The organism is Atopobium sp. oral taxon 416 (assembly GCF_018128285.1).
In the GTDB taxonomy this organism is placed as follows: Bacteria; Actinomycetota; Coriobacteriia; order Coriobacteriales; family Atopobiaceae; genus Olsenella_L.
The window spans coordinates 266,879-285,987 of record NZ_CP072380.1 but is presented as its reverse complement, the minus strand read 5'-3'; the positions used below and the strand labels follow the sequence as shown (position 1 = coordinate 285,987).

The 19,109-nt window shown below is 56.4% G+C and carries 23 protein-coding genes; 14 read left to right on the top strand and 9 right to left on the bottom strand.

All coding sequences use genetic code 11. The features are described from left to right. Positions 1 to 223 precede the first annotated feature (223 nt). From J4859_RS01435 to J4859_RS01420, 4 genes are all read left to right on the top strand, one after another. Positions 224 to 394, top strand: a complete 171-nt coding sequence (locus J4859_RS01435; RefSeq protein ID WP_212332134.1) for a hypothetical protein — start codon at positions 224 to 226, stop codon at positions 392 to 394. After that, positions 394 to 633 carry a hypothetical protein gene (locus J4859_RS01430; RefSeq protein WP_212332133.1) on the top strand — a complete coding sequence of 80 codons (240 nt, stop codon included), beginning with the start codon at positions 394 to 396 and terminating at the stop codon, positions 631 to 633. Before J4859_RS01435 ends, J4859_RS01430 begins: the two co-directional genes overlap by 1 nt. A 45-nt stretch (positions 634 to 678) precedes the next feature. Further along, entirely contained in the window at positions 679 to 1,326 is a 648-nt protein-coding gene (locus tag J4859_RS01425; RefSeq protein WP_212332132.1) for a transposase, read from the top strand. Positions 1,327 to 1,766: 440 nt separating this feature from the next. Further along, a complete protein-coding gene (locus J4859_RS01420; RefSeq protein ID WP_212332130.1) occupies positions 1,767 to 1,904 on the top strand; it encodes a hypothetical protein in 138 nt (45 codons plus the stop codon). Between the two features lie 787 nt (positions 1,905 to 2,691). Here J4859_RS01420 and J4859_RS01415 read toward each other — a convergent pair. From J4859_RS01415 to J4859_RS01400, 4 genes are all read right to left on the bottom strand, one after another. Next, positions 2,692 to 5,439, bottom strand: a complete 2,748-nt coding sequence (locus J4859_RS01415; protein WP_212332129.1) for a glycoside hydrolase family 38 C-terminal domain-containing protein — start codon at positions 5,437 to 5,439, stop codon at positions 2,692 to 2,694. Between the two features lie 134 nt (positions 5,440 to 5,573). Continuing rightward, positions 5,574 to 6,665, bottom strand: coding sequence for a PTS fructose transporter subunit IIC (locus tag J4859_RS01410; RefSeq protein WP_212332127.1), 1,092 nt, complete (start codon positions 6,663 to 6,665; stop codon positions 5,574 to 5,576). Between the two features lie 55 nt (positions 6,666 to 6,720). After that, the gene (locus J4859_RS01405) at positions 6,721 to 7,044 is read right to left on the bottom strand and encodes a PTS fructose transporter subunit IIB (RefSeq protein ID WP_212332124.1); all 324 of its coding nucleotides are present in this window, start codon (positions 7,042 to 7,044) and stop codon (positions 6,721 to 6,723) included. Beyond that, positions 7,041 to 7,520 carry a PTS sugar transporter subunit IIA gene (locus J4859_RS01400; RefSeq protein WP_212332121.1) on the bottom strand — a complete coding sequence of 160 codons (480 nt, stop codon included), beginning with the start codon at positions 7,518 to 7,520 and terminating at the stop codon, positions 7,041 to 7,043. Before J4859_RS01400 ends, J4859_RS01405 begins: the two co-directional genes overlap by 4 nt. A 248-nt stretch (positions 7,521 to 7,768) precedes the next feature. On the opposite strand from J4859_RS01400, the gene J4859_RS01395 reads away from it, so the two are divergent. The 4 genes from J4859_RS01395 to J4859_RS01380 all read left to right on the top strand — a co-directional run bounded on the left by J4859_RS01395 (position 7,769) and on the right by J4859_RS01380 (position 11,593). Beyond that, positions 7,769 to 9,709, top strand: a complete 1,941-nt coding sequence (locus tag J4859_RS01395; RefSeq protein WP_212332120.1) for a transcription antiterminator — start codon at positions 7,769 to 7,771, stop codon at positions 9,707 to 9,709. A gap of 291 nt (positions 9,710 to 10,000) precedes the next feature. Next, entirely contained in the window at positions 10,001 to 10,180 is a 180-nt protein-coding gene (locus J4859_RS01390) for a hypothetical protein (protein ID WP_212332116.1), read from the top strand. A gap of 698 nt (positions 10,181 to 10,878) precedes the next feature. Next, complete coding sequence (locus J4859_RS01385; RefSeq protein ID WP_212332115.1) at positions 10,879 to 11,358, top strand: hypothetical protein; 480 nt, start codon at positions 10,879 to 10,881, stop codon at positions 11,356 to 11,358. Next, on the top strand, positions 11,342 to 11,593 hold the full coding sequence (locus J4859_RS01380) for a hypothetical protein (protein WP_212332114.1): 252 nt from the start codon (positions 11,342 to 11,344) through the stop codon (positions 11,591 to 11,593). Before J4859_RS01385 ends, J4859_RS01380 begins: the two co-directional genes overlap by 17 nt. Before the next feature lie 132 nt (positions 11,594 to 11,725). Here the strand turns inward: J4859_RS01380 and J4859_RS16630 are convergent, their stop codons facing one another. Beyond that, complete coding sequence (locus tag J4859_RS16630; protein WP_256436793.1) at positions 11,726 to 11,860, bottom strand: hypothetical protein; 135 nt, start codon at positions 11,858 to 11,860, stop codon at positions 11,726 to 11,728. A gap of 249 nt (positions 11,861 to 12,109) precedes the next feature. Between J4859_RS16630 and J4859_RS01375 the strand changes: the two genes are divergently transcribed. The 3 genes from J4859_RS01375 (at position 12,110) to J4859_RS16625 (ending at position 13,459) form a co-directional block, all read left to right on the top strand. Further along, positions 12,110 to 12,436, top strand: a complete 327-nt coding sequence (locus J4859_RS01375) for a class I SAM-dependent methyltransferase (RefSeq protein WP_212332111.1) — start codon at positions 12,110 to 12,112, stop codon at positions 12,434 to 12,436. A gap of 637 nt (positions 12,437 to 13,073) precedes the next feature. Beyond that, positions 13,074 to 13,340: an AbrB/MazE/SpoVT family DNA-binding domain-containing protein gene (locus J4859_RS01370; protein WP_212332109.1), complete on the top strand. Its 267-nt coding sequence runs from the start codon at positions 13,074 to 13,076 to the stop codon at positions 13,338 to 13,340. Further along, a complete protein-coding gene (locus tag J4859_RS16625; protein WP_256436792.1) occupies positions 13,337 to 13,459 on the top strand; it encodes a hypothetical protein in 123 nt (40 codons plus the stop codon). The genes J4859_RS01370 and J4859_RS16625 overlap by 4 nt, the downstream gene beginning before the upstream one ends. A gap of 276 nt (positions 13,460 to 13,735) precedes the next feature. Here the strand turns inward: J4859_RS16625 and J4859_RS17350 are convergent, their stop codons facing one another. Together J4859_RS17350 and J4859_RS01360 are read right to left on the bottom strand one after the other, a co-directional pair. Continuing rightward, a complete protein-coding gene (locus J4859_RS17350; protein WP_212332106.1) occupies positions 13,736 to 14,008 on the bottom strand; it encodes a transposase in 273 nt (90 codons plus the stop codon). 707 nt (positions 14,009 to 14,715) lie between these two features. Continuing rightward, positions 14,716 to 15,483 (bottom strand): sugar transferase, encoded by a 768-nt coding sequence (locus J4859_RS01360; RefSeq protein WP_212332103.1) that lies wholly within the window; start codon positions 15,481 to 15,483, stop codon positions 14,716 to 14,718. A 980-nt stretch (positions 15,484 to 16,463) separates the two neighbouring features. On the opposite strand from J4859_RS01360, the gene J4859_RS01355 reads away from it, so the two are divergent. Beyond that, positions 16,464 to 16,787 carry a hypothetical protein gene (locus J4859_RS01355; protein ID WP_212332100.1) on the top strand — a complete coding sequence of 108 codons (324 nt, stop codon included), beginning with the start codon at positions 16,464 to 16,466 and terminating at the stop codon, positions 16,785 to 16,787. A 728-nt stretch (positions 16,788 to 17,515) separates the two neighbouring features. On the opposite strand, the gene J4859_RS01350 is transcribed toward J4859_RS01355, so the two are convergent. Next, positions 17,516 to 17,665 (bottom strand): hypothetical protein, encoded by a 150-nt coding sequence (locus tag J4859_RS01350; protein ID WP_212332097.1) that lies wholly within the window; start codon positions 17,663 to 17,665, stop codon positions 17,516 to 17,518. A 45-nt stretch (positions 17,666 to 17,710) separates the two neighbouring features. Further along, positions 17,711 to 17,911: a hypothetical protein gene (locus J4859_RS01345; protein ID WP_212332094.1), complete on the bottom strand. Its 201-nt coding sequence runs from the start codon at positions 17,909 to 17,911 to the stop codon at positions 17,711 to 17,713. A gap of 778 nt (positions 17,912 to 18,689) precedes the next feature. Between J4859_RS01345 and J4859_RS01340 the strand changes: the two genes are divergently transcribed. Further along, positions 18,690 to 18,827 carry a hypothetical protein gene (locus J4859_RS01340; protein ID WP_212332091.1) on the top strand — a complete coding sequence of 46 codons (138 nt, stop codon included), beginning with the start codon at positions 18,690 to 18,692 and terminating at the stop codon, positions 18,825 to 18,827. Then, entirely contained in the window at positions 18,791 to 19,087 is a 297-nt protein-coding gene (locus J4859_RS01335; protein ID WP_212332088.1) for a flavin reductase, read from the top strand. The genes J4859_RS01340 and J4859_RS01335 overlap by 37 nt, the downstream gene beginning before the upstream one ends. Positions 19,088 to 19,109 lie beyond the last annotated feature (22 nt).

Genomic DNA, 19,109 nt, shown 5'->3' with positions numbered 1-19,109 from the left:
GAAGGCCCGAGGGGATGTTGCTGCCAAGGGATGGTGGTCTGTCTGAGAACGGCTGATAGGGATGTGCCACACGATAAGCAGGGTAGTGTGGATGTCGTCCCTCAGACACGCTGGCCTGCCGGCAAAAGAGGAGATGACCACCATGGAGTGCAAGCAGAAAGACTAGTTCGGGCCGCAGCGCTTCTATCTCGGGATAGATGTCGGGAGGCCATTCCTCCGGGCAGTGAACCTGAAACTGGGTGGCACCATCGCGATCAGCCGCAGGCAGGACAGGTGCCAGGAGAACATCGAGGCGCTGCTCGACGAGGCAGGATCGGGCGCCCTGGTCAATTGTGGACCAGAAGAACAACATCGGCTTGCTTATCGTGTACAGGTGGTGCGCGAAAAGGATTGATGTTAGATACCTTCCCGGGGAAGGCGATGAAGTACGCCCGGGAGATGTTTCCCGGAACGGTCAAGAACGACCGAACAGATACCGATCTCATCGCGCAGGCAGGGATCGGCAGCAGGACGGCCATCAGGCCGATCGCCGAGACCGACGACCTCAGCACCTGCGTCTCGCTGCTGTCCTTGCAGCTCTCATATGCCACGAGGCGCTCCGGCCTGCAACAGGCTCCATGCGGTGCTTCTTAAGTCCGAGCCGCAGCGGACCTCTCGAGCGCATGGCAGCTCGTGGCCATGGCCGACGGAGGGGCAACAGGGCTTGCCGCTGCAGGCAGGAGGTACTACTGCACGCTGTGCGCGAGACAGGGCGTGCCTGTACAGGCAAGGGATGCCTTCTGGAAGCTGTCCGCGCTCTTCCCCTCGTCCTTCCATCCCGATGCAAAGGACATGCTGGCAAGTAGCCTTGCCAGGGAGATCCTTGCGGCCAGCTCCGAGAGGGCAAAGCTCTTCTCCAAGCTGGGCCGCCTGCTCCAGGACGATAAGACCTACCGCTGCCTGCTCACCATCTTGGGGATAGGCCCCAAGAGCGCCTCGGCGCTCGCCACCTCGCTCTTCCTAAGAGACAGCAAGCTCGCTGCATACTGCGGCCTCGTGCCTGCGGACCACGACTCAGGATCGTCCATCAGGTCGCAGAAGGATGCCCGCGGAGGCAACAAGGCGCTCAAGAACCTCCTCATATTCAGCTGCAACTCCCTCGTGGGGACGAAGAGGCGCTTCGGGAGGTACTACGATGCCTGCGTGGCGCGGGGCATGAGGTACAACAAGGCGCTCAAGGCAGTGGCCCGCAAGAGGTTGCGCGTCATCTATGCAGTGATGCGCGACCGGGTGCCATATGTGGAGCCGCCAGTGGACAATGTAGAAAAATCACCTGCTATGGCTTGACAGGACTATAGGGACACCCCCCCCACTTCGGCACGGAGCATGCCCAGTCGCTCATGGACCTTCAGATGGCATACGCCTACATAGGGTCGCTTCCCCTGCCTTCCCTTCTCACATCTCTCCCGCTGCCTCACGTCCTGTGACTGGCATGCGCAGAGCTGGTGCGGGCATCTGTCTCGAAGAGCTGGGAGACAACACAAAAACATTCCGGCTCTTGACCCTGCACAGGGGCTTGCAGCAAAAGAAGCGAGCCATCGAGAATGGTAGAGCCGGCAGGGCGTTCATAGGAACTTGATCTCGACCACCTCGGCTCATCTCTGTCGTCTGTAGCAATCACCTGGGGCAATAGGAGGATCAGCCACCTTCGTGGGCCTGATCTGCTGCACTATCAGCTGCCCATTTACGACCTCAAATGTCCGGCTGTAGAGCATGCAGTCTCGCAGATGGAGCCAAACCTATTCATACCCTCCTATCTCAAGCAGCTGTCAAGGAGCGGTCAAGCTGATGGAAGCTGCCAAAAAGCCTACATCAGGCGCTTTGCCCTGTTCAGCTCGGTGTTTGTCGACGAGCCGGAGAAGTAGGACAACCCGGTGCTCGCAGGCATCGCGAACTATAGCATCGCGAAGTTCTTCGCCGACCAGTGGCTCATGCGCAACTCGGGCCTGTACTACACGATCGTCCAGCCCGGGGACCTCGTGGACGAGCCCGTCAGCGGAAAAGTCCGTCCCGAATGCAACCCCGAACGTGGCGGCAGCGCTCGCCGGCGTCCTCGAAGCCAGGAACACCTACGGGAAAATCATCAAGATATCGAATGGCAATACACCCGTCGCAGAGGCGATAGCGTCCATGTGAGAGCAGGCCTGGCAGGATGGACGGCATGCGTGGCTTCGAGGCAGAGGATTACAAAGCTTTCGAGATATTCGATAGCCGGTAGCGCCGGAATGGCAGATCGGCGACGGCGTCTACGGCGGATGGGAACCGCATTGGATGTTCGCCGGGGAGATTCTGAATGCGAAGGGGCGCGGCATGCGTACGCGAGCATATATCGTACAACTTCCACGCCACGAGCCAGCGGACGGCCTAGGGAAACGATGATTAATGCCCATGCCGGCCGCAAAAGGCCACATGGCTGGTCCACTTTGGCACATTATTGGGAATTAATCATCGTTTCCCTAGGGAGAGAAGCACCACATCCGCAAGCGACTGGAGCACGAGCGTGGCGAGATTTCCAGTTACGACCAAAGCAACGTTTCAATAAAAGACCAAAGTGGCTTACGCCACCGATGATTTCGAAAGCGGCCTCTCGTTTGAGAGCGAAGCGCGACACCATAGGCGTCGTGCCACAATATCTACCCCACCAGCACTTTTTTAATCTGCGGAGACCAACCGCACGAATAGCGTCAGGAACTTGCAGCGCCCAAGACTCGGCAAGCTGACCAAATTGTCCTCGAACGCGACGTCTCCGCTGCGATGCTCCCTGAGGTCGCACAGATAGGCTTCTCTCACCGGACGCGAGAACTTCAGGGTCGCTGTTGAGTCCTTATCAAAGAAGCCGTTGAACAGGCGAATGATGAACCCATCAGATTCACAGTCTTCTGAAACCTTCACCGCGGAGACGATTGAATCTCCCTCGAGCTCAAAGAGCGAGCCCGTCCGAGAGCGCCACCCGTCGACCTCGGGCTCCGAGAAGATCAGCCTTCCGTTGAGGAACTCGGCATACTCATAGGCACGGAGCTCGCCGTCGTAGGAGCGAGCCTCCTCGGCCACGCGCTCGTCGTCGACACTACCGTCGAATAGAAGCAAACCAAGGTCGAAGTTTATTGGCCCCTGCAGCTGTGCGTCAGGCGTCTCCATCGTCCTCTCGCCCGAGGCGCGCCCAGGACGATAGAGAAGGTCCTCCTTTCCCATGAACCCATAGGTCCTGAACAGGGTGAGACATATCTTGTTCTCCTCGTCCCCGACGATCTGGTATTCGCGAACCCCCCTTGGCAGCGCTGCGATGCCTCTCGTCCCATTGCCAAGCGCCACGTAGCTCTGTGTGGGCTCAATCGCAACCGGCATCTCCTGCCAGGTCTCTGCGTTCTGACGCCAGTTGGCAGGAAGCGCGGATTCGCCTTCGGTCGCGTCCTCATTCTCCTTGCCGAGGGAGGCGTTGTAGAGCGCCATCTCGCGAGCGTGCACGTTCTCACGTCTGATGGCCCCGAACTGCTCATCGGCAAAGTTGAACTTCGTCGCCATCTGGGCGTCGAAGAGGATGCACAGGCGATGCGAGAGAACATGGTTCTCGACATGAACCTCGAGGTCAATGATACGGGAGCCACGCCTAAGTGTAACGGTGAGTCGAACGGAGAGGTTGGCAGAGCGGATGCCCCTCGCCCTCTCGCCCAGGTCCTTGGGAACGCTCATGGAGAAGTCGATTGTGGCCCTTTGGTAGATATCGGAGCCCTCGATCGACACTTCCGGTCTACCCTCGTCCGAGCGGACCACCAGATCCTGCATCGGAGGGGAATAGTTAAAGGAGTCGCCGTCATCACCGCTCTCAACTAGGACGGCCTGGTGGTCGTAGACGTAGCCGTTCGCACGGTCTTCGACCCTGAGCGTGCCATCAGCGTTGATAGAGATCCGGTAGTACTCGTTCTCCAGTACGTCGTCCCTGTCAAGCTTCCTTAGCGGACGAGCGGAGCACTCGTTCAGCACCAGGCGATACTGCGCGTAACCCATCGCGGGAACCCCATGCGCCTCGATTGCCACCTCTGCATCGAGAACCTTGTTTGGAACGTATGGCTTCCTACTGGGATCGAACCTTATCATCTGGGAAAGCACGTAATCCGTCAGGTCCCTGCTACTCAGGATCGTGTATACGACTGGATTGCCCTTCTCGTCCAGAATCTTGAAGTCCTCACCTGGAAGATACATGTGCTCAACGACTACGCCGCCGCGCGGACGCGCATCGGAGTTGAAGACCGTGACGGTCATTGGGGCACCACCCGAGTCCACGCTCGTGGCAATCAGGCGGCTGTGAAGTTCGACGAGGCTCGTGGCAATGTCCATCGCCTGCCTGTAGCGAAGCCCGACGTCCGCATTGACGAAGTCCGCTACGCATGACCCCATCGAGTCATGGGCTGCATTCTCGAGCAGGAGCTTCCAGACATGCTCAACGGCCCTCTTTGGATATTCGTTTCCGAGGCTGGCCGAGAGCGAGAGCGTCGGCTCCAGTACGTTCGCGACATAGAACTGGGCTTTCGTGTTCAGCCTCTTGAGGTCCGAGCGCGAGGACCAGATTGAACGGTGGATGCGCATGTGCTTGGCATTCAGCAGTTCACCGTGCACCTCCTCAAGCTTCACGCCCTCCCGGTCCACCGCCTCGCGAAGGTCTGCAAGATACTCGGGGATGCTGCTCATCTTGTACGTGTTGTCGGGATCGCGCTTCGCACGCTCCGCAACAAGCTCGGGAAGGTTCCGGCGGATAGGAGCCTGATCGAAGCCGCAGGGAAAATAGACGTGCTCGGTAGCATATCGTGGAGCAAGCCTGTCCAGACACTGCTCGCGCCACCACACATCGTTCTGGTCAGGATCCTCGGGCACATTGCCGCCGATGTAGTAGCCATTCGGCATCTGCGTCGCGAACACAACGGTGCCATCATCCCCACGCCACATGAAGTTTAGCTTCTCGACCATATCATTCGACACACCACGCCAGAAGAGGGTATCCTTGAAGCCCGCCTGGCGATAAATCTGGGGCATGTTGCCCGATTGGCCAAACGAGTCTGGCATGTAGCCCACGCGCATGTATGGCCCAAGCTTCTCACACCTCCTCATCCCGTAGAAGAGATTCCGGACGATGCTTTCACCGCTTGCCAATATCTCATCGGTCTGCGTGTACCAAGGCCCAACCACCAGGCGACCGTCGCACACCAGGGTTCTAATGCGACTCTCGTCCTGCGGTCTCCAGGCGAGGTAATCATCCAGGAGAGAGGCCTGACCGTCGAGCATCCATGTCTTGAAATCGGGATTCTTCTCCAAGGTGTCGAGGACGTCGGCGAGGTCCTTCATGAGATAGACCTTCGATCTCGAAGTCGTGAAGTACCACTCGCGATCCCAGTGCGAGTGAGGCACAACGTGGATAGTCCTTCTCATACTCACCCCATCTCACGCTTCGTTGCCAGATCCAACAAAGGCGGCACGGCCCCGACCATGCAGACCGCAAAGCCGTGCCGACTTACAATCGGCTTCCGAGAACCTCGGCCGTACTACTCGAACGAGATCTCGATATCATCCTCGTCGACGCTCTCCTCCTCGGCGTCAGGGTCAACGTTGAAGTCAACCAACGCCGTAGCAACAAGGGCAATGAACAGGCCACCAACCGCGATGCCGATGAGGTAACCCCAAGGATTCTGCATCGTAATTACACCATACCAACCACCTAAGGGAGGAATCGTGGCATCAGAGCCAAGGAGGGCACAGACAGTGGCGCCAAGCGCGGAGCCAATAACGTTGATCGGAATCAGGCGTGACGGCTTGACCAGAGTGAATGGGATGGCACCCTCGGTGATGCCAATGAAGCTCATAACCCAGTTGCCAGAGGCAGAGTCACGCAGGGAATCAGAGAAGCGAGCCTTGCGGATGACGGCAGCGATTGCATAACCCAAGGGCGGGATGGTGATTGCGCAGTTGATGAACACACTCGGGGTGTAGATACCCTCGGCAAGAAGTACGTTGCCTGCCATCCAGGCAGCCTTGTTGACGGGGCCGCCCATATCGAAACCTATCATCGCACCGAGCACAGCGGCCATGATAACCTTGCTGGTACCACTTTTGCACATGGTCTCAAGCCAGGCGACAATCGCATTGTTGATTGCTGAAAGTGGAGTGGCAAGGATTACAGCAACGATGGCAACCAGCCCAGTGGCCAGAAATGGAAGGACAACATTTGGCATGACTGCCATGTACTTCTCCTGCACGTGAATGCGCTTGATTGCCCAGCGCACCGTGTAGCCGCCGATGAAGGCGTAGATAACGGCTCCAATGAAGCCGGCCTTCGTGGAAGTAGCCATGGCTCCGCCGACCAGACCCGCGGCAAGGCCGGGCTTATCCGCAATCGAGTAGCCAACGAATGCGGCGAGAACGGTATTGACAAGACCGATGCCTGTCCAGCCAACCTGCTGAAGCCGATATAGGAATCCGGGGAAACCTGTCAAATCATCCGTAAGAGAGGTAACTCCCATTGCAAGCCCAATAAGCGTTGGGATTGCGACGACCAGCGACGAGCCGATGATCATTGGCAGCATGTAGCCAATGCCCGTCATCAGGTGGCCTTTCGCCTCTTTAAAGAACTGCTTCATATTTCCTCACCTTTCGTCCCGCGGACCGGGGCCCGCCCAATAACTGCCGAAGGGATTACTTGCCCTGATATGCTCTCGCGGCGCTGGCACACTTCTTCAACACAGCCTCCGGAGCCTTGATGCAGGTGTTGATGTCCACGCGCATTGTCGGCTTGCCTTCAAAGCGGTCCATCTCCCTGATCTTCTGGTCGGATGCAATCACGACGAAGTCGGCTTGGCTCGCCTCCTCGCGAGACACCTTGTTGATGGACCCCATGGCACCCTGCTGCTCGATCTTCACGTCCCAACCGAGCTTCTCGCCGGCCTTCATGAGCGCCTTCGCGGCCATTGGCGTATGCGCGAGACCAGCCGGGCAGGCAGACACTCCTACGACCTTCATCTCTCGTCACTCTCCTTTGCAATGCAATCGTTGACGTATGAGACAAGCTCATCCGCTGTTCCGAGTCTCTTGACCGTCTCTTTGAAATCGTCTTCTAGAAGGCACGTCGCCAATGCGGAAAGCATCTTCAGATGCGAGCCTCCCTCGTCGCCATCCGGTGAGACCAACGCGAAGAGGCTCGAGACGCCCTCGCCATCGAGGGTCTCCCACTCCAATGGATGCTTGGTCCTCACGTAGAACATGGAGGGGCGACTCACCACGCTAGTCTTGGCATGCGGTATCGCAAATCCGTCCATCAGCCCCGTCATGCCCTCCTCTTCACGTTCGGCAATTGCATCGCAAAGGCTGGAAGCGGAGTTGGTGACGCCCACCTTCTCGGCCATCTTCGAAACGCATTCGAAGACGTTGCGCTTGCTCTTGGCGTCAAGGTCAAGAAACACGTGGTCAGGTGTAAAGATTTCGTTGCTCTTGCTCACCAGATCCCCTCTCCAAGGCGGAAGTCCTTCTCCTTACATCCAGATGATGGGTTGAGATGCACCCTCTTTCAAGCTTCCGGACTTCCACTTATGCCGGAAGTCAAAAACGCATAAGTGCTATCGTTTTCCAGTTGCAAGTGGAAGATCGGGATATTCAGAGTAGGAGAATGGCCCCTATACTTGGTCTGAGTAGAAGTGTGGCGATGCACCATGAGCAATTAGGACGTTTACCGTGGAGGGGGGCCACGATGTTCGGTAACAAGCGATTAGACAGGACCTTCGAAACGATCCAAAACTCTGACTACACCCCCGCCGACCTGCTCGCAAAGACCTCTGGCGTCACTGAGCGCACGGTACGTTCGGACATTGCCAAGATCAACCAAGCTCTCGAGGGACAGGGCGGGAGCATCATCATGAAGCGGGAACGCGGCTATCACCTCGTGATTGACGACCAAGTCTCGTACGAGTGCTTTCTCTCCCAAAGCCTACACTCCACCAGAGGGCAACCCGACCTTTCCGATGTTGACGATCGGATTCGGTTCCTACTCAGAGCGCTCCTCGAGAGCTCGACATACATTTCCTACGAGAGCCTCGCCGACATGGTGTTCGTCGAGGAAAACACGTTGCAGGGTTACGTGCGCCAGCTACGAGGGCTGCTCTCGCCGTACGACCTCGTGCTGGTAAACAAGCCGGGTCTTGGCACCAAGGTAATCGGTATGGAATGCGACAAGCGCCGCTGCTATGTCGACAAGGTAATCGTCAGGAACTCGAAAACCTACGTCAAGGGCTTCACTAATGACGAGAAGTGCCTCTTCCCCAACCTCGACCTGGACCGCATTGAGAGGGTCGTCTCTGAGTACCTGTCCCAGGCGAACGTGATAACCACCGATTACGGGTTCAAGAACTTCCTCATCCATGTGGCTCTGATGGTTAACAGAATCAAGAATGGCCACACCGTCGAGTCGACTGGCATACTCAATTCATCGGGACGAACGGCACTCCTCGTAAACGATCTCTGCAACAGGCTGGAGTCCGAGTTTAAGATTCGCATCAACGACGCAGAGAGGGACTATCTGCATCTCCACCTGCTCGCCAACACCGAACTCGCCGCCTCGGACGCAGATGGCAGGCTCTTCCAAGCAGACATCACTAAGATGCTCCAGATCATCTGGGAGGACTACGGGTTCGATCTACGTGACGACATGATGCTGAGAAAGAACCTCCTCCAACATCTCTCCCTCACCTTTGGGGCGAGGGACTACAAGATCATCAAGAGAAACCCCATGCTCAACACAATCAAGACGAATTTCCCCCTCGCATTCGAGATTGCCCTCACAAGCACGAGCAAAGTCTTCGACACCGATCCTTACAAGCTCACAGAAGACGAGGTCGGATATGTTGCTCTCCATCTTGGAGCGTCCATCGAGCGCAAAAGCGAGGAGCCTAAGGGGAAATATCGGGTTCTTGTGGTGTGCAGCTCGAGAAGGTCCATCTCACAGATGTTAGAAAGCAGAGTCGAATCATCGTTCGGAAACAAGGTGCAAGTAATGGGCGTGCTCTCCTACCACGAGCTCAACGACCTCCCCAAAGATGCCCTGAGCGAGATTGACCTCGTCATTTCCACTGTGCCATTGGAGGGGTTCCCTGTACCCAGCGTGCTCGTAGACTTCACGATTGGCCCCTCCGATGTGCAAAAGGTCGACCGCGCGCTTGGCACACTTGATGAATCGCGAGAGTCCGATATTACGGGCTTCTTCGACTCAAGGCTCTTCCTGCAGCTCAGCGAACCACTCACCAAGGATGAGGTCCTCGGCAGACTCGCGGAACGTTTGGAGTCGACCGGCGACGTCGATGAAAGCTTCCTGCCACTCGTAATGAAGAGAGAGGAGCTCTCGAGCACGGGAATGAGCGCCTCCTTCGCCATCCCCCACTCGATGAGACCCGTCAGTCGCAGGACCATGGTCGCGGTTGCCATCCTGCTCAGCCCTATTTACTGGGACGAGAATTCCCCTGAGGTGCGCATCGTCTTCCTCCTCGCTGCGAAGCTAGGTGACAAGACGAACATAGAGAGCCTGTACGACCTTCTCATTGACGTCACCAACAGCCGCCGAAACCAGCAGCGCATCGTCGCAGCAAAGGACTTCGACGAGTTCATTCAGGTCCTGAAGAACCGTGACCACACACAATAGAGCACAATGTGCGCCTGCGCCAACCAGTAGAAAGTGAAGGCGAGACGTGTGCTGATTCATACGTCATGATTGGAAAACGGGCCTCAACAGTTCAAGACAACTCCTAGTGCAATTTGCAAGCACTTGAGCCATACGCCCCTTCATTATTGGCCTGATACCGAGGTATCCCTCTCGTGCGCTCAGCGGGATATCATCGTTTGTCGCCTTCAGCTCGGAACAGGAATTGCTTGCGCATGCTAGAATGCGCTTCCAATATTCCCGTGCTCAAATCATCTTCCTGAAGGATGGGAGTTGCATGAAAGCAAATCGTTTGGGACGCAGGGTACCCTGTCGGCGACAATCGTCGCATGGGTGCTGGTGGCACTTGTCGTCTGCGGAACCGTGTTCTTGAGGCTCCAGGCAGAATCCTCTCAGGTCAGCTATACCGAGGTTGAGGTACGTGTGGTCAGTGTGAGACGAGAACATCTCTAGTAGGCATTCTTCAATGGCAAAATTACACCGTCCGCCATTGTCACTGTCAAATATGACAGGTCACCCGATAGCTTAAGAACAGCTCTTGGGCTACAGGGGGCACTACCATTACTGCCTGCGAAAGCGGTGGAGAACTCTATGCCAACCCCCAACGGCATCTGGGCAGATACCCCGATGGGATACGCATACTTTGCCGGGATTGGAATCTCGTTCGTCCTTCTCATCGGCGCGCTTACGTGCACGACATACTATCGCCGCGGCAAGCTCGGCAAGCTCACAGCGGCCGGTTCGGGAGAAGGGTCGGCTGCGAAGGGAGAAGTGACTGCGGGGTCGTCAAGTACTTCGAGACCAGCGGCATCCGTTGGTCTCTACGACAGTATCGGCTCGCAGGCCGACGAAAAGGTCGAGCCCTTCACGATGGATTCCTACGAGTGGCACTACGACAGCGCTCTGAGTGCCTACCGCGCTCGTCACCGCAAGGGTCCCGATGACATCACTGATGAGGACGACGAAAGGATCTGGGAGAGCAGCGCCCTGTACATCAGCTGCTTTGTGAACTGGCTCATCTCGCACGACTTCATCGAGCCTTACGACGAGGAAAGCCAGAGGCTGCAAGATAGCGTGCGCAGGCGCGAGGACACGCCTTATGCCTATCTCAACTTAATGCTCGATGGCAAACTTTACTGCAGCGGCATCCGGTGGTGCACGGCTTTGTCGACGTATACTACGATCCCATCTACCTCCCTGCCATTCAAGACCGCTTCGAAGGGAAAAGTGAGCTTTATACGGCCCTGTTCTCCTGGGGGGAATGTGACAAGGTGTACGCCGATATCGAGCGTGACTGCCGTGCGTTTTTCAAGGAGCGCTTCATGGGCATGGCGCGTCTCATCTCGGGAGAAGACGAGCGGGTCGCGTCCGATCTCAAGCTGTACTTCGACACCCCTGAGGAATTCATAGCCAGATACGAAGATGAGCTCTACGAGTGCGGCATGATTGGAGTCGATAGCGATAAGGCCGAACTATACAAAATCGATGGCAGCTTGATTATCATGCTTATCGACATGCTGTACGATGCCGACTATGTCTGCGAACTCAACTGGAAGGTGGAGCTGGACGAGCTGATCCCAGGCCTTGCCCATCTGCATCATGTGGAAGATTTAGGTGTCGCGTGGGGATAAGGTCGAGCGCAAGCTTAACCGCACGATACCCAACGGGAGCACCGAGACATGGACGCAGTCGATAACGCAACACGAACTGGCGCTGCGTGGGCTTTCCTTGGGATACTTTGATATTGACAGCGACGACTACATGTTCTTTGTCGCATCGCATGAACAGGCAAAACAGCTCTCACGACTCGCACACGAGACCGATGTGAAGATGCGCTTTGCGCAGGTCAATGATATGTACCACTAACAAGGAGAGTTCTGTGACGCTCACGACCGACCACGAAACGAGAAATGGAAAAGACACAGACATACATGACGATTGCCGCGAGGAGCTCTCACTAGTGCCAGCATCATCGAGTAGAGGGAATTTCGCGATTTTTCACCTGGAGTCGCCTGCATCACGCGCCGTCTCGACAACGACGTCGAGAACCGCGTTCCTCCTTCGCCGACAGTTAACCCTCTCGCAGTCCTTCACTATTTGTAGAGATGGGATTTTATTGTTGTACTTTGCCATCGCTAGGGAAACTGCATTCTTTACTTCGGCTGCCTGAGCATATCGAGGAGTAGCAGGCTTCCCCGCACCAGACGATGCAGGGGTTAACCCAAAGGGCCGAACAAGCCGCGGGGACCTTCGGAACGACACGGGCACGCATTCGTATACAATGATAGTTAGCCTAGACTGACAACAGCACACCAATCGGAAGCGGCGCCATGGGGCCTTCTTCGTACGTACTTCAACAACACATGCAAGTCTGAAGGTGTCTTGGGCAGGAGCGTACTCGCCGGCATGAACCGAAAGCACGCCCAGGTGCCGGACTGGGGCATGGGCCACTTGAGTAGCATTCATGCCAGCAGCATCGTCAAGCTGGGTTGCGGAGGTGGCTGCAACGTTGGAAAACTGCTGCAGGTGTACCCCGCCGCGCACCTGGTAGCCGTCGACTATTCCACCGAATCACTCGCAAAGACTGCACAGGTCGACCAGGCCTCCGTGACGGAGGGCCATTGTGAGCTGCTGGAGGAAGACGTCAGTCACTTGCCGTTGGGAGGCACCCTCGACCTAGCGACGACGTTCGAGACCGTATACTTCTGACCGGGTCCGGTCGAGAGCTTTGCGGAGGTGTATCGCGTGCTCGTGGACAGCAGAGCGTTTCTCATCGTGGACAAGTCGGACGACACGGACCCCTCCGATGACAATGGAAGAAGATCATCGACGGCCTGCAGATCTACACGGCAGGGCAGCTCCACGACTACCTGGCACAGGCGGGGTTCTCGCAGGTCACGGTGGACCATGACCCGTAACGGCACCGCCTGTGCGTGCTCGCCAGGGAATGGGAGGGACCCGCCGAACATCGGGCGCGGATATATTCGTTCGGGCTGCTAATGCCGGTGTGTTTGGGTCGGGACCGGCGATGCAGACAGCCCCCCTCGGCGGGTGTGGTCTACCGCTGCACGGGCTGTACGCCCGTGCACTCGGCCTTCGCGTGTCCCTCCGACGCGAGGCATATCGTCCCCATGCTATTTGCCACCGCCTGCTTGAGCGCCACCTCGACCGTCGCGATGGCAGGGGCCTAAAGTCAGCGGACGACCGGCATACTTGATCCAACCTCTCGTCAGCGGTGTAGAACAGGACGCATTCGGCTCATTTCTACTCACAATTCCACGTTCATGACTGGACAGTTCTGCGATGGGTATACTATATGTAAGAATTTCTTACCTAAGGAGTTATCATGAGCGCAGACGTTCTTACTGTTTCTTCCAAAGGCCAAGTTGTGCTGCCTGCAAAGCTGCGCAAGGAGCTTTCGATTCAGAGTGGCGACAAACTTGCCATATACACCTCTGGTGATGTCATCATGCTCAAGAGGATTCAGATGCCCACCGCCGAGGAATTCCGTGCCAGGCTGGACGAGGCGCAGGCATGGACCAAGTCGGTTGGCTACCAGGAGTCTGACGTAGACGACGTTATCAAGTCCGTTAGAGCAAAGAGGCACGCGTGAGAATAGTGATTGACACCAACGTGGTCATCTCAGGAACCTTCTTTGGCGGTAACCCGAGGAAAGTCCTTGAAGCGGTGGTTGACGGGAAAATCGGGCTCTTCCGCGTTTGTAGTTGGTAGCACAGGCCAGGGATGTCTGAGCTAAGAAGTCGAGCTTTCCCAGCCTGAGCAAGATCATCGTCTCAAAGTAGGACGTGTCCTTAAAGCCTCTTGCTGCCCGCTTGATGGACTCTGGACAGGAGAGTTGAGACCCTCTAGGATCGCGTTGGTGGAGTTTTTTGTCCCACCAGTTTAAGATCACCTCGCGCTCTTTTTCTGAGGGTCTTGGCCAGCGTCTTCATCTACTCCACGTTGGAGTGCATGATCCAAAAGATGTGCTTGTCTGGAGCTGCGGTGTCAGACGCACGCTTTGGGGACGTACAGACGTGCATGGCCTTTTGCCATCTGGCAGGAGCACACGCTACAGGTGGCTCCTTCTTGGGTCGAGCTGCTGGCCCTGTGGCGCTCTGTCAGGTTCTCCTCGCCCTTGAGCCAGACGTAGTCGGTCCCTGTAAGCATACGACGCTTCCCGTCTGTCTTGCGCCTTTCTGTGCACCTCACTTTGTCTGTGGCCCTTGAGAAGAGCTGCATCACATAGAAGCGCTCGACGCTTTGAGAGGCATTGGGCATCTTCTCGCCAACCCCTCAGGAGTAGGCCTTAGCCCATATCGTAGCTGGTTCCTCAATGATGGCTACCACCCTTTCTTTGTCGAGGCTGACCCTGCTGACATCTAAGTAGTCTTTAAGGACTGCCTGCCTCAAGGACAGCGCACCTGAGCATCGTTTAGATGCGGCTGTCGGGCTGCTTGAGCTGCTTGGCTTATCGCCGTAACGCTCATGCCAAAGAGCGCCATCGCGATCAGCTGGGCCTTGAAAAGGGCGCTGATGTGGGAGTAGGGACGCCACCTCCCAGGGCAGTCTGCCCTGGGGACTGCTCCGTGCACGATGGTATCGTATTGTTAGATGTCGAGGTACCACAAGGTCCTCTCGCGGGTGCCACAGGTAGTGCAGCTCCTGTGGCAGACGGGACACTCCACAGCCTAGATTCTCTTGTGGGCGACCCTGACGTGGGGCTCATCGGGTGTGTCCCTGCGCTCCTTAAACCAGACATCGCAGATCTTCCACTCCTCTCCAAGGCTCCATCGAGCGCTCGAAGAGCTGTGCTGGCATGCCTGCTTGCGTATTCATCTTTGACTTCCCCGACAAGAACCATCTGTTGGGGAAATACTGCCGTTGGGGACCTGCGAACTCAATGCGGCGCTGTCGTGCTACCCACTAGAAGTTTCGAAGAGCCTAAAATAAGCGGAGGTCATCCATGACTTCCGCTTTTCGATTTCCTAGTTTCCCTGCGCCATCAGCACGGCACCTACCGTCTCAACGATGAGCTTGATGTCTGACCAGGCGCTGCACTTCTTGATATAGAGCAGATCGAGCCCGACCCACTCGTCGAAGCTGATGTCGTCTCTGTTCCTGCGCGTCTGCCAGTAGCAAGTGATGCCCGGCTTGATGAGGAGACGCTGGTGCTGGTAGGGCGTGTACTGGCAGACCTCGCGGGCAAGCGCCGGGCGCGGGCCCACGATGGACATGTCACCTTTGAGGACATTGAAGAACTGCGGCAGCTCGTCGATGCTCGTCTTCCTGATGAAGTGGCCAACACGGGTGATGCGCGGATCGTTCTTGATCTTGAAGACCGGTCCATCCTTCTCATTCAGGTCCTTGAGACTCTCGAGCCTCTCCTCTGCATCGGTATACATCGAGCGGAACTTGTACATCTTGAAGGGCTTACCATCCTTCCCGATGCGTTCCTGATTGAAGAGGACAGGGCCTTCGCTATCACACTTGATCGCTATGGCCGTAATGATGTAGACCCAACCGAAGAGGGCAATCACGAGGAGGCTGAATGCGATATCGAAGGCACGCTTCGCGATGCGGTAGCCATAGCGGCCCTCGAGCTTCTTTGCAGCAGCTGCTGCCTCGTAATCCAGGCAGCTGTACTGTCCATCTTCTTCGCTTGCATATCTCAAGGCAGATCCGGGATGCTTCCCCTCTGCCCTGCGGGACCCGGCATCCTGCCTCTGCAGAACGCCTGCAGCATCCTGTCCCATGAATCTGTGCCTCCTCTCAGATATCCCCGCGCGGCAACCTTCCTCGCACGTCGGCACATCCAAGAGCGACCTTCAATGCTATATGGAAAATCGCTTCGTTGCTCTGAGACTGTATTCAGGAAGTTTTACCTGTTTTCAATTTATAGCCCCTGCATAGACAAGTAAAGCCCTTTTTGTATGTAAATTAATTTCGCACAATCTCCTTCCTCAAGTGGCCAGAGGCGCTTGTTGTTCTTCTGCAATAGATGAGAGGTTCTCTCGTACGTCAGAACCATAGGTGTGTGATAGGTTGTTTGACTGAACATGCAGCGATTCAGTTGGTGGGTATCGTCTTGCTCAAGTAAGACAGGGCCACAAGCCGTATGAGTGATATGGCTGGCGATTCTGAGACATCGATTTGACCATCCTTTCAAATCCCGCAAAGATGTCTCCAAAGGACACAGACTGTACAGCAAGGATGTAGAAGACCATAAGAAAGACAGGCATACAGTGCGAGCTTCAAGATGGCAGTCGCGCTGGAGGTGGCGAAGAAGCAAAAGACACTCTTACAGGTTGCCGTAAAGCACAGACGTGAACCCGTCGCTTACACCCTCACGAAAAGACGAGCTGCTTGGCACTGCCTACACCGTATTCAACAGGACGAGAGAGCAAAAGAAGACCGCGCGAAGGCGATACGATAAAGCCCGGACGCCGATTGGGCAGCTCTACCGTTGAAACACGACTTCCCTTTAGCGGTTTTGCGACAGGAACGGATAGAACCCCAAGGCGTGAGGCAACAGGAGAGCTTCCGGAAGGCCTCTTCAGGCAGCTCTCCTGCAAGCTATCCGGCGTGAGCAGGGTAAGTGCCTAGCGCGATATGGCAGGGGAAGAAGGCAGTGGCGCGGATATATGGTCTGTAAAGGACGAGCGGCGCGCGGCCGAGATAGACCACATCCATATCGTGAGCCCCACATTCGGCACGAGGATGCTAAAGAGGCAGGGTGAGGTATGCGCCACCCGCTTACAGGCTGAGAAAGCTCATAGGTATCTGCCCCTGCTGCCTGCTCTCGGCGCCCAGCAGGGAGTCGAGGTGGGTCTCGTACCTGCTGAAGGGCAAGAAGGTCCTCTTCTCCAACCAGGTCTGCTCCACAAACGTCCAGACAGGGAGGAAAGGCATACCTACCTTGGCGACCGTCATCGATCGGTTCAACCGCTACATCGTCTCCTGGAGGCCCTTTGACACCATGCGTGCCAAAGAGATTGTCGCCTGCGCCAGGCAGGCCTTCGTAAAGCACGTGACCCTCTCCATCATGAACTTTGGGTAGGGAGGTATGTTTGGCTTCTATAAGTACGCAGTCGCTGCTCGCCTCTATGCATGTGGAGCAGAGCCTGAACAGAAAGGGTCAAATGGAGGGACAACGCCCTCATGAAAAGATAGCTCAAGACGCTCAAGGGCAAATGCCTGCGGCAGGAGGAGTACAGTACGCTCGCCAGAGCTTAAAGGCGACCATCGAGAAGCTTGTTACGTGGTACAACGAAGAGCGGATCCACTATGGGTTTAGCTGCGATACGCCGGCACAAATGGTACAGGAGCATCGTCTGCGAGGCTGCGTGCCCTTCAATGGTGCTGCCCGGACGGGAGGGGATTCAGAAAAGATCAGGCTTTCCCTGTCTTACAGGTTCGACCACCTCCCGGATAAGACCGCAGGTGTTTTTCAACAGTCGCTTTTTGCCATAGGTGATGGGGCAGGCAGAAGTAGAGCTCGGCTCCCGGTGTTTGTGTGATATCGCTGCGCTGTGCGACCTCTTTGTCTCTGTCTGGCGTGCTGGTTTCGACAGAACCACCAGACAAAGCAAGCTCAAATCCCTTCCTGCAACGTGTTGATAATCCGGCTGCCGCCTATTCGTCTGAGCGGAGCTTCTATCCCCAGCAGTCACGGCATCCAAGCGTATTTGGGAAAGACACTGCCTGGGCAAGGACCATCGCTGCCTTCTAGAGCCTGTCTTCGACAGATCCATCATGGTCAAGAAGAGATCGAGCTAGCCTGTAAGGCTAGAGCTGCTGAAAGCCGGTGTGGGTATCGAAGACAAGCCTCAAGAGGAAGCAGAGCCGCTCCACCTTCCAGAGCGGGTTTTCACTGTCGGCAAGCTTCTTGATGATGTAAGAGCCGCAGGCCTCACTTGTAAGATCGAGCTTCCTCACGATGGTGCTGTAAGAGTACTTCTTGTCATAGACGAGAGTGAGGCCCTACGTGAGAGTGGAGCAATAGGTGACACAGGCGCACTCGCCGCTCGGCTTGCCCTGTCTTAAGCCATGCAGAAGGCCGACGGGCCCTCTGTCTTGCTCCTTATAAGCGAGGGTGATGCAGGTGTTGTTCCTTAAGTACCTAGCGGTATGCCTGCCCTCGAGCACGAGAGCTCTCTCGAAGATGGGCACGGCATACATCATCTCGTCTATCTGGACGAAGAGCTTGACGAGCTGATAGGGAGGGGTGGTTTGGGACCTGCGGTTGCACCGAGCTATGCCGGAGAGGCTCTCGAAGGATATGAGGGTAAGCAGGAATTCTCCCCATCCCTGGACAGAGAGCTTTTCTGTCCTCGAAGATCATCCTGCTGGTCGGTATGAAGGTGCACCCGCACGCATTGCAGCGCCAGCGGCGCACCCTTTGGAGCTCATGGCCGAGCATCGCTATTCACCTCGAACCACACCTCGGGCAGGAACTGTGCTCAAAGGCATCAAAGAGCGCCGCCTCGGCCTCTCCACCCTGCCGATGCAGCCTTTCGTAGTGCTCCTTTTGCCATCCCATCGCGAGCCTTCAAGCAGGCGTGAGTGAAGACTCACCAGTACCGCCTCTGGGCGTGGTGGACACTGCGGGCATCCTCCATCTTCCATAGATGGGTGATAAGTCCTTGGCAGCGCTAGTCAGCAGTGCCGCCAAGGACTACCACATCGCAAGAGCGCCGCTGCCCGCCATCGCGCTCTCGTATGGTGGCCAAGCTCTCGCATCCAGTTATTAGCCTAGTTGGCCCTTAGGCAGGACAGATGTCAGCACACTGCAAGAAGGGATTTCGACCGTAATAATCTGGCCGGTATGCCATCGCTCTGTCGATGGTTCGCTTTCCTTTAAGTGAGTACGTAACCTCAATGTGCGTACTTGATTTTGCACTCATACAGCCCTGGACATAGAGGTAAGGACCTGTCTGGCCTCCATTGAAAGGGACGAGCGATGGCAAAAGACTTTAAACCACAGCCCTACCGGTTCCCGATGCCGACCTACATGATCGGGACCTACAACAGGGATGACACCGTCGCTGTAATGATGATGGCATGGGCGGCGTCGTTGCGCAGAATATGGTTGCCCTGAGCTTGGAAATAGAGCGCAAAACGCTCACGAATATCAAGGCACAGAAGGCCTTCACGCTAGCGGTCCCCGATACCGACACCCTCAAGCAGTCCGACTACCTTGGCACTGCCTCTTCGAGCAACACTCCGGACAAGTTTGAGCGTTCAGAGCTCCACGCACACAAGAGCGAGCGTGTAGACGCACCGATCATCGAGGAGCCCCCGATTACACTCGAGTACAAGCTCGTCGAGGTACAGACACAGCCTTACAGCACTTATTGAGAGAGGGAGATCGACGCCAGCA

What these genes read in the sequence shown, in the direction of transcription:
- J4859_RS01430 (WP_212332133.1), top strand. Translation starts at nt 394, where the DNA reads ATGTTAGATACCTTCCCGGGGAAGGCGATGAAGTACGCCCGGGAGATG.
- J4859_RS01425 (WP_212332132.1), top strand. Translation starts at nt 679, where the DNA reads ATGGCCGACGGAGGGGCAACAGGGCTTGCCGCTGCAGGCAGGAGGTAC.
- J4859_RS01420 (WP_212332130.1), top strand. Translation starts at nt 1,767, where the DNA reads ATGGAGCCAAACCTATTCATACCCTCCTATCTCAAGCAGCTGTCAAGG.
- J4859_RS01410 (WP_212332127.1), bottom strand. Translation starts at nt 6,665, where the DNA reads ATGAAGCAGTTCTTTAAAGAGGCGAAAGGCCACCTGATGACGGGCATT.
- J4859_RS01405 (WP_212332124.1), bottom strand. Translation starts at nt 7,044, where the DNA reads ATGAAGGTCGTAGGAGTGTCTGCCTGCCCGGCTGGTCTCGCGCATACG.
- J4859_RS01395 (WP_212332120.1), top strand. Translation starts at nt 7,769, where the DNA reads ATGTTCGGTAACAAGCGATTAGACAGGACCTTCGAAACGATCCAAAAC.
- J4859_RS16630 (WP_256436793.1), bottom strand. Translation starts at nt 11,860, where the DNA reads ATGGCAAAGTACAACAATAAAATCCCATCTCTACAAATAGTGAAGGAC.
- J4859_RS01370 (WP_212332109.1), top strand. Translation starts at nt 13,074, where the DNA reads ATGAGCGCAGACGTTCTTACTGTTTCTTCCAAAGGCCAAGTTGTGCTG.
- J4859_RS17350 (WP_212332106.1), bottom strand. Translation starts at nt 14,008, where the DNA reads ATGCCCAATGCCTCTCAAAGCGTCGAGCGCTTCTATGTGATGCAGCTC.
- J4859_RS01360 (WP_212332103.1), bottom strand. Translation starts at nt 15,483, where the DNA reads ATGGGACAGGATGCTGCAGGCGTTCTGCAGAGGCAGGATGCCGGGTCC.
- J4859_RS01345 (WP_212332094.1), bottom strand. Translation starts at nt 17,911, where the DNA reads ATGATGTATGCCGTGCCCATCTTCGAGAGAGCTCTCGTGCTCGAGGGC.
- J4859_RS01340 (WP_212332091.1), top strand. Translation starts at nt 18,690, where the DNA reads ATGGCAAAAGACTTTAAACCACAGCCCTACCGGTTCCCGATGCCGACC.
- J4859_RS01335 (WP_212332088.1), top strand. Translation starts at nt 18,791, where the DNA reads ATGGGCGGCGTCGTTGCGCAGAATATGGTTGCCCTGAGCTTGGAAATA.